Raw genomic sequence first — 10,126 nt, 5'->3', positions numbered from 1 at the left:
TGTCGTCATTTTTTCTCACTCGTAAAAAGCAACTGACCTCAAAAGAGGCCAGTATTATTTATTAACTGTCGTACAACTTGAAACCGGTTCTATAAAGAACCTTTAGTAGACGGCATTTTTCCTTCCATTCGCTCATCAAGTTCCAAAGCCATGCGAAGCGCGCGGCCAAAAGCTTTGAATACCGTTTCGATCTGATGATGAGCATTTTTACCCTTCAGATTATCGATGTGCAAAGTTACATTGGCGTGATTTACAAAACCTTGAAAAAACTCATAAAACAGCTCTGTATCGAAGCGGCCGACACTTCCTCTGGTAAAAGGAATATCGTATTCCAAGCCAGGACGGCCAGAGAAGTCGATAACAACACGCGACAATGCCTCATCTAGAGGAACATAGGCATGGCCATAACGACGAATGCCTTTCTTATCGCCCACAGCTTTAGAGAATGCCTGGCCTAGTGTAATACCCAAATCTTCAACGGTATGGTGATCGTCTATGTGCAAGTCGCCTTTACAGTGCGCATCGATATCAATCATGCCATGACGACAAATCTGATCCATCATATGCTCTAAAAAAGGCACGCCAGTATCAAATTTAGCCTCACCCGTTCCATCAAGATTCACAGAAACTTTTATCTGTGTTTCCAGAGTATTACGTTCTACTTGGGCTTTTCTCTCAGCCATTTACTTCTCCGAAAATAAAATAATAAATAGATAAATTAGATAGCCTTATTTATCCACAGCACAAAAGGTCTAAGCCAATGCGCCTTTCAGGTTGTCGATATACTCATCAACCATTGCACTAAATTCATGCTTAACAACCGGGCTAATTGCTAACTTAAGCAGGCCTGGTAAAGGCAAAGTCAATTGCGCAGAAGTCGTTAATTTCAAGTTAGTTACGCCGTCACCTTCGGTTATTTCCCACTTACCTGATACAACGCCATTACCCTCACCCTTAACAGGAGTCCAAGTAACTTCACATGCGGCTTCGTCAGCAGAATACTTACAGGCATAAACAGTCTGGATTGCATGATCACCCAAGCCTACCTTTTCCATTTCCCAAAGAAAGGTATTGTCACCTTGATCGGTTAGTGCTTCAACTTTTGGGAAGTGGGCGCCTGAAGCGGGCACATCCGCCAACAATGCAAAAGCAGTGCTTGCATCGGCTTTAACGGTAAACTCGCGATCAATATCAATACTTACTTTAACGGTCATTTCCTACCTCACTATTATTATCACTGGTGGTTTTCTCAGGGTGTATTTCTGTGCGGGCAAGCCTATTAATGAGCGTTCCGATTAGAAATTCGAAAAGCTTCAATGACATAATCCTGCAGACCAGCAATAATAAACACTTCAAAGATAAAAAGCCACGATACCTTGAACAAGAAACCGACTCATTAAGGGCCATATACAGCAATGAACAAATTTCTTAAATTCAGCTTACTTTTGGTTATCGGACTGCCCTTATTAGCAGTGCTAGGTATCGCGCTGTTCATTCAGTTTCAAGATGCAAATCGCTTCAAACCTACGATTGAGCAGCAAGCTATAGAACAAGCCGGAATAAACTTATCGATAGACGGGTCCCTAACCTGGTCTTTGTACCCACTCGGCATTGATATCAACGATATGCAAATCAGTGATCAGCATGGACAAGCGTTTGCATCTATTAAGAGAATACTGGCGCAGGTAGACCTATTTTCTTTACTCAAGGGTTCACCCAGCGTTCACACCCTGCTTCTCGATAGTGCAAAAATATCGCTATTTGAAGACGAGCAAGGAAAAGCCAATTGGCTTAATATTCTACCAACACAAGAAACAGCGGCACTGGAAAAAGACACCTCGGAAACGAAAGCAAAAGATTCAAATCAAGACTCAAAAAACCAGAAGACTTCTGAGCTTTCGTTTTTACTCAGCCAGCTAAGCATATCTAACCTAAACATTGCTTATACATCAGAGCTCAAAAACCAAAGCATTAAACTTTCACCTGCGAGTATTCAGGTTTCAAACATAGCACCAAACAAAGATGTACCCTTCGACGTAGACTTCACCTTCGAAGACACCATAGAAAAACTAACACTCAATTCTAATATTATTGGCCTTATCGAGTTTTCACCTGACTTTTCAAAAATTACGGTAAAAGAACTCAAGAGTAATTTTGAAGCGAATGGCGCCTTCTCTCAGTTCGAAGTAATTAATGCAAGTCTCGACAGCAAATTCACTGTGAACACCAGTAAAGAAGAAATAGTGGTTGAGGAGCTTTTCCTCATACTCGAGGAACTCAAGCTTGATAGTCAGTTAAGCCTTACAAACTACTTAGAATCACCTCACCTTCAAGGGCAAGTCCAAGTCAACAAGTTCAACCCCAAGATTCTAGCCGAGAGATTTGGAATTGCATTACCCACCTTATCTTCACCTGAAGCGCTAAACGCATTTAGCCTTTCGAGTAAGCTCGAATTTAAAGACCAGGCTCTATACTTTCAACAAATCAACACACAAGTAGATAAGAGTTCATGGCAAGGAGACCTTACATTCAATAGCAGTAATCAAGCGTTTGCACTTAGCCTTGTCGGTGACTCAGTTAATATCGATAATTATTTACCCGCCGAAGAGGAAAATAACAACACCCAAGCAAGCGCCAACGATGAAGCACCAACGAACAACCAAACCAACTCAGAGCTTCTGCCACTAGAAACACTGAGACAGCTCGATCTAGACATATCTTTAAAACAACAAAGCTTAATTGCAAACAAAGTCCTGATCGAAAATCTTAATGTCGAATTAGCCGCAAAGAACGGAATCGTCAGCGTAACAAACCTGTCTGCGAAGTCTCATGAAGGCATACTAAACACGAGCGCAAAAATAGATGCGCGTAGCAACAAACCTACTTGGCAAGCCGATACAAAGATATCAAACCTTAACTTAGGCACTCTGATTCAAGCGCTGGAAATTCAAAATGCCGAGGACAGCGCTAGCCTCAGTGGCACTCTCAATTTTAGTGCTGCGCTGACAAGTCGTGGTAACACCTTAAGCGAAGTTCAAAGCAATGCCTTGGCTCAATCCGAATTTGAAGTACTCGACGGTGAAGTTCAAGGCATAAACTTCAAGGCACTAAGCTGCAAAGGATTGGCCCTAATAAATAAAGATTCTATCGATACTAACAACTGGCCAAAAGCCACACCTTTTGATCTGCTTAAAGGCAGCGCCAGTTTGAAAGATGAGATTCTCACGAACAATTTCGAGCTAACAAGCTCCGGATTGGCGATGAGCGCCGAAGGCCCTATCAACCTGAGCGCAACATCGCTAGACATAAAAACCGGCTTACGCGTCATTGGCGACTCTAATGAGCATGCCTGCAGGGTTAATGAAAAGTTCAAAGACATTCCTGTTCCTGTAAGATGCAAAGGAAAATTTGATACGCCTCCAGCTGAGCTATGTAAACTGGACAGCAAACGTTTACTCGATGCGACCAAGCAAGTAGCTGCTAAAGAAGCAAAGCGTAAATTAGATAAAGAACTGGATAGAGCCTTAAACAAACACCTTGGCGACAAAGATGAAATCAAAGATGCTGCCAAGAACCTACTCAAGAAACTATTTTAATGTCCACAGATAAAAGCTCATCAATCTTTGCAAATCGCCTACTAAATTGGTTCGACCAACACGGTCGCAAAAACTTACCCTGGCAAATAGACAAAACACCCTACAGGGTTTGGGTATCTGAAATTATGCTCCAGCAAACCCAGGTCAGCACAGTTATCGACTACTTCAAACGCTTTATGGCAAGCTTTCCTGATGTTAAAAGTTTGGCAGATGCTGACGAAGACAGCGTGCTCGAACATTGGGCCGGTTTAGGCTATTACGCCCGTGCGCGTAATCTACACAAAGCAGCAAAACAAATATCTTATGACCTGGATGGCGTCTTTCCCGAAGATGTTGACGGCTTAAGTGCCCTGCCAGGCATTGGTCGTTCAACTGCTGGCGCTATTCGTAGCATTGCTCACAAACAATATGCCCCGATTCTTGATGGCAACGTAAAACGGGTTTTATGTCGTTATCACGCCATCAAAACCTGGTCTGGCGAAAGAAAAACCGAACAAAAGCTATGGCTACTCGCAGATGAACACACACCGCAAGATCGTGTTGATGACTATACACAAGCCATCATGGATCTTGGCGCAACACTCTGCACACGCAGCAAACCTAAGTGCACAATTTGTCCAATGCAGGAAGATTGCCAGGCAAACAAAGCAGACCTACAACATGCCCTACCGGTTTCAAAACCCAAAAAAAAGATCCCTCAAAAGAAAACCTGGGCACTGCTAATTGAGTCTGATAAGGGAGTCCTACTTGAGAAAAGGCCGCCAAGCGGAATATGGGGTGGTTTATATAGCTTGCCAGAGGCACCACCCTCACTCACGCCACCAGACTTGATTCAATACTGCACCGAGAACTTTGGCATAGAAACAGAACTACTAGAAAGACACCAAAGCATTCACCATACCTTTTCTCATTACAAACTAGAGATACAGCCGGTTAAATTAAAGCTAAAAGCGTCACTACCAGAAGTACGCTCATCAGATAGGCTAAAGTGGATCCAAGAACATCAGCTTTCTAAATTAGGCCTGCCGGCACCAATATCTTCCTACCTTGAAAAGCTAAATTGTGATGATTTATTCAGATTAAATGACTAAGATTGACCCATCACATGCTATTTACTTACCACACGAGATCGAAACATGAGTCGCACTGTTTTTTGCAGAAAGTATCAAAAAGAACTGAAAGGCCTGGATACCCCGACAATGCCAGGAGAAGCGGGCCAAGATATTTTTAACAACATCTCTGAACAAGCCTGGAAAGAATGGCAAAATAAACAAACCATGCTGATTAACGAACGACAGCTCAATATGATGAGCGCCGAAGACCGAAAGTTCTTGAAAGAACAGATGCATAAATTCTTTAATAATGAAGACATTGAAAGCATAGAGGGCTATGTTACGCCTACAAAATAATCAAAATTTACGTTTGTGATTTTTTTTTAGTTTTAGCTCTTGACTCATCGAAACGAAACAGGTTTAATACGCCCCCGTTGCAGACATACCGAGACGCAACAAGTTGTACCAGTGCAAGATCAAGCACTTTAAATAATTGATATGCCCGGTTAGCTCAGTCGGTAGAGCAGAGGATTGAAAATCCTCGTGTCCTTGGTTCGATTCCGAGACCGGGCACCATTATTCGAAGAACCCGATCATCGCAAGATGTTCGGGTTTTTTCTTGTCTGCGATTTAGCCCAACCGTAAAAATATCGGTTGAATTATCACTTTCTGAATCGACAAATTTTAACTAAACACTTTTCTGTTTCAATTCATCTATACATCACAGTTTTTTACGTCATACTAAGACAATGCAACATAATTCTGATGATTTTATAGCCCCAGCTTGCCACGAGCATATCCAAATTCTTTATCAAGATGAGCATTTATTACTCATTAACAAGCCAAGTAAATTGCTAAGTTTGTCAGGAAAGAACCCACTCAATATTGACTCAGTTCATTACCGGCTCGTTAAAGACTTCCCAAACGCTAGGCTGACTCACCGGCTCGACTTCGGTACTTCAGGTATTATGCTGATATCACTTAGCAAAAGCGTTAATGCTCATATTGGAAAACAGTTTCAGGCAAGGTCGATAAAAAAGTCATATTGCGCGATATTAGAAGGCACACTCGAAAAAGATGAAGGTACGATTAGCTTTCCAATCGCAAAAGATGTGGCCAATTTTCCATTCCAGAAAATCTGCTACGAAACAGGTAAAGAGGCGATAACAAAATTTCAAGTTATTGAGCGCTACCTGAACCCTGACTTGACCAAGGTAACATTCACACCATTGACAGGACGAACCCATCAACTGCGAATTCATAGCCGCGAAATCTTACACCCTATTATTGGCTGTGACTTATATGCAACAGAGCGTAGTAAAGCAATGGCTGACCGCCTAATGCTACATGCAACAACATTGGAGTTTGTACACCCTATTTCAGGAAAACAAATAAAGGGCTTATGCCCCTCTCCATTTTAGCCGATACTAAACGCTGGAATGATATTCATTAACTCTACTCTTTCCCTTGAGTTAGTGCCGCTCCCCACAAGCAAAAAGTATGAGAAAAATCACTTTTCACTATTAAAAAAAATGAACATTCCCGTCTCACCCTCTAAGCTAGACCCTCATCAAAGCAAAGGAAAATTCTGTCCCGGTATTTAACTGAGATCTGACGCTAATGATACTGTCATGCAATTCAAGTATCTTCTGAACGATACTTAGACCAAGGCCAGCGCCGTCTTTCCTAAGCTCAGGATTTACTTCTGACGTAGACTGGTAGAAACGCTCAAAAACATAAGGGATATCTTCGGCAGCGATGCCACGGCCAGTATCAAAAACACCGACTTGAACGCCGCGTCCTTCTAACTTCAGTGACAAGGTAACTTCACCACTTTCTTTACTGTGAGAGATAGCATTATCAATCAGGTTCTGGAGCACCCTCTGCATAAGAGAAATATCGGCATTCACCAAAACATTCTCATCAGGCACTTTTGCGATCAATTCAAGCCCCTTTTCTTGCGCTCGTAATTCATAGTCTTGTCGCACATCGTAAACAAGCTCAGTCAAGGAGAATATCTCGTATTGTGGCTGAACCCTCCCCGCTTCTAGTTTAGATAATTCAAATAATTGACTAACTAAATCCCTTAAACGCTTGCTATGACGATGCGCCACTTCCAAATATTTTCTCTGCTTAGCAGAGTCTAGCGTCTCGGACTTGATAATGAGTGTTTCCAAATAGCCCTGCATGGCTGCCAATGGCGTTCTTAAGTCGTGAGAGACATTAGATATTAACTCCCTTCTTAAGCGATCACTTTCAGCGAGTTGATCAAACTGGCTTTGTATTCGTTGGCGCATAAGCGAAAAGGAACTCGATAAAACTTCAATTTCATCACTGTTACTCCTTAATTCCCAAGCATCACTTGTGCCTAGCTCAGCCTCACGATAAGTTCGAATTTCCTGAGCCAGCTTCCTCAGTGGGCTAGTAATTCGCTTGAAAGATAACAAAGCTGAGAAAACGAAGAATAGCGATATTGCGCACATCGCTCCTAAGACAATGCGAATGATATGGCTGCTTTGCAGTGATTCGGCTATCGAGGCAGACTCATGACTAGCGAGCACGATATACAGAAAGCCTTTCTGCTTACCCTGAAAGAAGACAGGCGCGGCAGAGAATATATTGAGTTTATCAGGCTCTCTTGGATTACTCCCCAAGACTGCCTCATTCCCCTCACCCTTTAGCCATGAGTCTATTGCCCGTACATTGACCTGACCTTTATCGATTGAGGCGTCGGGTAGCGCATGCCCTAATACTTGACCATTATTATCCAACAAATAAACTTCAACACTTGGATTGATCATCATGGTATTGATTGCGATCCCCTTAAGTGCCTTTTTATTGATATTAAGGCTGCCATTTTCTCGCTCTGCTTTGTCTAAAAACAAAGGCTCAGATAAATGATCCAGTATGTACGGTGCCAAGTCACGATGGAGCCGCTGGGTAACTTCTTGATGATATTTATCACTGCTCCATAGCGCTAAGACAAAGAACATCCCTGTCACAAAAATACCGATGATAGATATGGTGACAGCCAGCTTTGTATAAAACGGCAGCTTTCGTCTCATCGCACCCTTTTCAATGTTCTTACTCTCCAAAACGATAACCCACCCCCCAAATTGTATTAATATATACAGGGTTTGAAGAATCCGATTCCAGTTTTGATCGCAAGCGATTTATATGAGAGTTAACGGTATGCTCATAACCTTCGTGACCATAACCCCAAACCTTGTCAAGAAGCTCACTACGTTTAAAGACCTTTCCCACATGAGATGCAAAGAACCAAAGTAAATCGAATTCTTTCGCTGTTAGATCTAGCGTCTTTTCAGCTAATTTTGCTTTTCTAGAAGAGGAATCTAAAGAAAGGCTAAGATAGCTCAATACACTCGCTTCAGGTCTTGGTTTCTCACTCTGGGCAGACCGTCTAAGCAATGCTTTTACTCTTGCCTTTAGTTCGGCCACACTAAAAGGCTTAACTAAGTAATCATCAGCACCAATCTCTAGACCTAAGACTCTATCCAACTCAGTTGAACGGGAAGTCACCATCATCAGCGGCACATAAATTTGTGAGACTCGAAGCATTCTACATAGCTCCAAACCGTCTATGCCTGGCAGTTGTAAGTCTAAAATAATGGCGTTCCACTGCTCTGATCTCGCTCGCTGAAAACCCTCAACGCCATCACTAACAACTAAAATATCGGCGTTTAAGTCTCGAAGGTGAAGCGACATAAGGTCTGCGATATCGGGGTCATCTTCCACAATCAGAAAACGCTTTCTATCAAGGTCAGAAAGAACATCAACCGCTTGTAAACTTTTACTCTCCATATGAAGGTTCATACTCTGCTCCCTAGCATTCATCATAAGCCTGTTTGAGACCATAAAAACGAGGAGCAGAGCTGAGGCTACTAAGCTTAAGAATAACAACATTCAAAAGCCCTCAAACAACGTGCGCTAACGAATACGTTCCACGCGAACACCCACAGCCGGGTTATCCCAACGGTGAACCTCACCTAAGGTTGAGCTTGATAAACCGTCGTCCTGAGTCACAACACCTGGGTGCAGATATACTGCGTCCCGAACATCATCACGAGCAACATTGAACCCTTCACGATCGCCACCTTGTGCTGCAGGCCCGGGAATTGTGTCTGCTGTCTCGGTGTTCGCTTCAGTGCCCGTATCATAGGTCAGCAATTCAAAACTCATACTCTCGTCAATCTCTAGTGCGCTAATTGCTTTACCGTTTAAAGCTGCAATAGCATCATTCGAGTTAACCAACATAGACACAACACTCAGTGATAAAGTTCCCAAGTATTTTTCAGAAGTTTGAACCTGAAACGACTCATACTCTCCTGGCGCTATAATTCCAGCACCAGACTCAGCAAGATAAACGTAAGAATCGTCAAGCGATGAGGATAAGAACAGGCTGTTGTCTCCCCCTTCAGCTAGTAACTCGAGTTCATCACTCGCCCTATGACCCGTCTGAAAACTCTTCCATTGGGAATCGTGCAATAAAACTGCAGCAGGCGATAAAGGCTGACCAGCCGTCAAGTTGCTCACTGTAACTTCAAACTCAAGCATGTCATCCTGCTTAGAGTCGTTATCAGAACACGCGGATAGAATTAGCGATGAGGCCAGCAGGGCTCCACTCATCAACTTCTTATTGATAGAAAAATAACCGTTCATAGCTCTGCCCTGTATTCGCTTACCGTTACAGTAATCTTGGCAATTGGGTTCAACCATCTGTGAGTAGTACTATCTAAATCTGAAACACCTCCATCAGCATCCAGATCCCCCAAAGCACCACGATGGATATGAACATAACCTTCAGCAGTGGCAACAATACCAGTACCATTTTCACCTAGGGTCGCTGCAACCAGCCCAGGAGCAGGAAAACCGGCCTCGCCTACCGCACCACTACCCACCACTTCGTCATTGGCTTCTGTACCTGCATCATAGGCTTTGGCATAGTATGTATAGGTTCCGGATTCACTGGGTATCTCGATTCCATTCAGAGCAATAAAGCCATCATTACTAGGCAAGATCATACCTACAACACTAAGCAGAACATTGCTTGTGCCATCGGTATTCAAGCTTGTAGAAGTCATTGATCCGGGTTCAAGAAGTCCCGAGGCAGGGTTATTGGATTGCACAGCGCCTAGCGCATCTAAACTGGCTTCAATTCCGCTTAAATCACCACCTTCTGCCATTGCCTGCAAATCATCTGATGCCACGCTTCCAAGTTCAAATAACGACGAACCTTCAGGGTGAGCTGTAACAGCCAAGGGCGTAAAGAATATTCCTCTGGTCAGGTTTTCGATAGTGACATCCACTTCTGCGGCTTGCACAAAAGGAGCACTAAAAGCTGGAAGTAAAAGCCCCAGCGCAATTTTTTTGATACTTGAGTGAGTTTTTTTCATGTCAGTTTCCTCCGGAAAACATTTATGTTGTTTTGGTGGAAACATTGTTACGCATAGGCTCAGC

At 43.0% G+C, this 10,126-nt stretch carries 10 protein-coding genes and 1 tRNA gene; 5 read left to right on the top strand and 6 right to left on the bottom strand.

Going from position 1 to position 10,126, the window contains the following annotated elements; all coding sequences use genetic code 11:
* Positions 1-89: 89 nt before the first annotated feature.
* Positions 90-683: an imidazoleglycerol-phosphate dehydratase HisB gene (gene hisB, locus A3757_RS05525; RefSeq protein ID WP_068511279.1), complete on the bottom strand. Its 594-nt coding sequence runs from the start codon at positions 681-683 to the stop codon at positions 90-92.
* Between the two features lie 69 nt (positions 684-752).
* The gene (locus tag A3757_RS05520; RefSeq protein ID WP_068511282.1) at positions 753-1,214 is read right to left on the bottom strand and encodes an SRPBCC family protein; all 462 of its coding nucleotides are present in this window, start codon (positions 1,212-1,214) and stop codon (positions 753-755) included.
* A 201-nt stretch (positions 1,215-1,415) separates the two neighbouring features.
* On the opposite strand from A3757_RS05520, the gene A3757_RS05515 reads away from it, so the two are divergent.
* The 5 genes from A3757_RS05515 to A3757_RS05495 all read left to right on the top strand — a co-directional run bounded on the left by A3757_RS05515 (position 1,416) and on the right by A3757_RS05495 (position 6,069).
* Positions 1,416-3,596 (top strand): AsmA family protein, encoded by a 2,181-nt coding sequence (locus A3757_RS05515; RefSeq protein WP_068739289.1) that lies wholly within the window; start codon positions 1,416-1,418, stop codon positions 3,594-3,596.
* The gene (gene mutY / locus A3757_RS05510) at positions 3,596-4,687 is read left to right on the top strand and encodes an A/G-specific adenine glycosylase (protein ID WP_068511288.1); all 1,092 of its coding nucleotides are present in this window, start codon (positions 3,596-3,598) and stop codon (positions 4,685-4,687) included. The genes A3757_RS05515 and mutY overlap by 1 nt, the downstream gene beginning before the upstream one ends.
* A 45-nt stretch (positions 4,688-4,732) precedes the next feature.
* The gene (locus A3757_RS05505; protein ID WP_068553869.1) at positions 4,733-5,005 is read left to right on the top strand and encodes an oxidative damage protection protein; all 273 of its coding nucleotides are present in this window, start codon (positions 4,733-4,735) and stop codon (positions 5,003-5,005) included.
* 143 nt (positions 5,006-5,148) lie between these two features.
* Positions 5,149-5,224, top strand: a tRNA-Phe gene (locus A3757_RS05500).
* Between the two features lie 173 nt (positions 5,225-5,397).
* On the top strand, positions 5,398-6,069 hold the full coding sequence (locus A3757_RS05495; RefSeq protein ID WP_068739287.1) for a pseudouridine synthase: 672 nt from the start codon (positions 5,398-5,400) through the stop codon (positions 6,067-6,069).
* A 138-nt stretch (positions 6,070-6,207) separates the two neighbouring features.
* Here the strand turns inward: A3757_RS05495 and A3757_RS05490 are convergent, their stop codons facing one another.
* From A3757_RS05490 to A3757_RS05475, 4 genes are all read right to left on the bottom strand, one after another.
* Positions 6,208-7,743: a cell wall metabolism sensor histidine kinase WalK gene (locus A3757_RS05490; RefSeq protein ID WP_068739285.1), complete on the bottom strand. Its 1,536-nt coding sequence runs from the start codon at positions 7,741-7,743 to the stop codon at positions 6,208-6,210.
* A complete protein-coding gene (locus A3757_RS05485; RefSeq protein ID WP_231872177.1) occupies positions 7,733-8,482 on the bottom strand; it encodes a response regulator transcription factor in 750 nt (249 codons plus the stop codon). Before A3757_RS05485 ends, A3757_RS05490 begins: the two co-directional genes overlap by 11 nt.
* Positions 8,483-8,596: 114 nt before the next feature.
* Positions 8,597-9,328: a spondin domain-containing protein gene (locus A3757_RS05480; RefSeq protein ID WP_197469834.1), complete on the bottom strand. Its 732-nt coding sequence runs from the start codon at positions 9,326-9,328 to the stop codon at positions 8,597-8,599.
* Positions 9,325-10,062, bottom strand: a complete 738-nt coding sequence (locus tag A3757_RS05475; RefSeq protein ID WP_068511296.1) for a spondin domain-containing protein — start codon at positions 10,060-10,062, stop codon at positions 9,325-9,327. The genes A3757_RS05480 and A3757_RS05475 overlap by 4 nt, the downstream gene beginning before the upstream one ends.
* Between the last annotated feature and the right edge of the window lie 64 nt (positions 10,063-10,126).

This window comes from Oleiphilus sp. HI0117 (assembly GCF_001635235.1).
The sequence above is the reverse complement of the archived record's forward strand: the minus strand, read 5'-3'. Positions and strand labels throughout refer to the sequence as shown.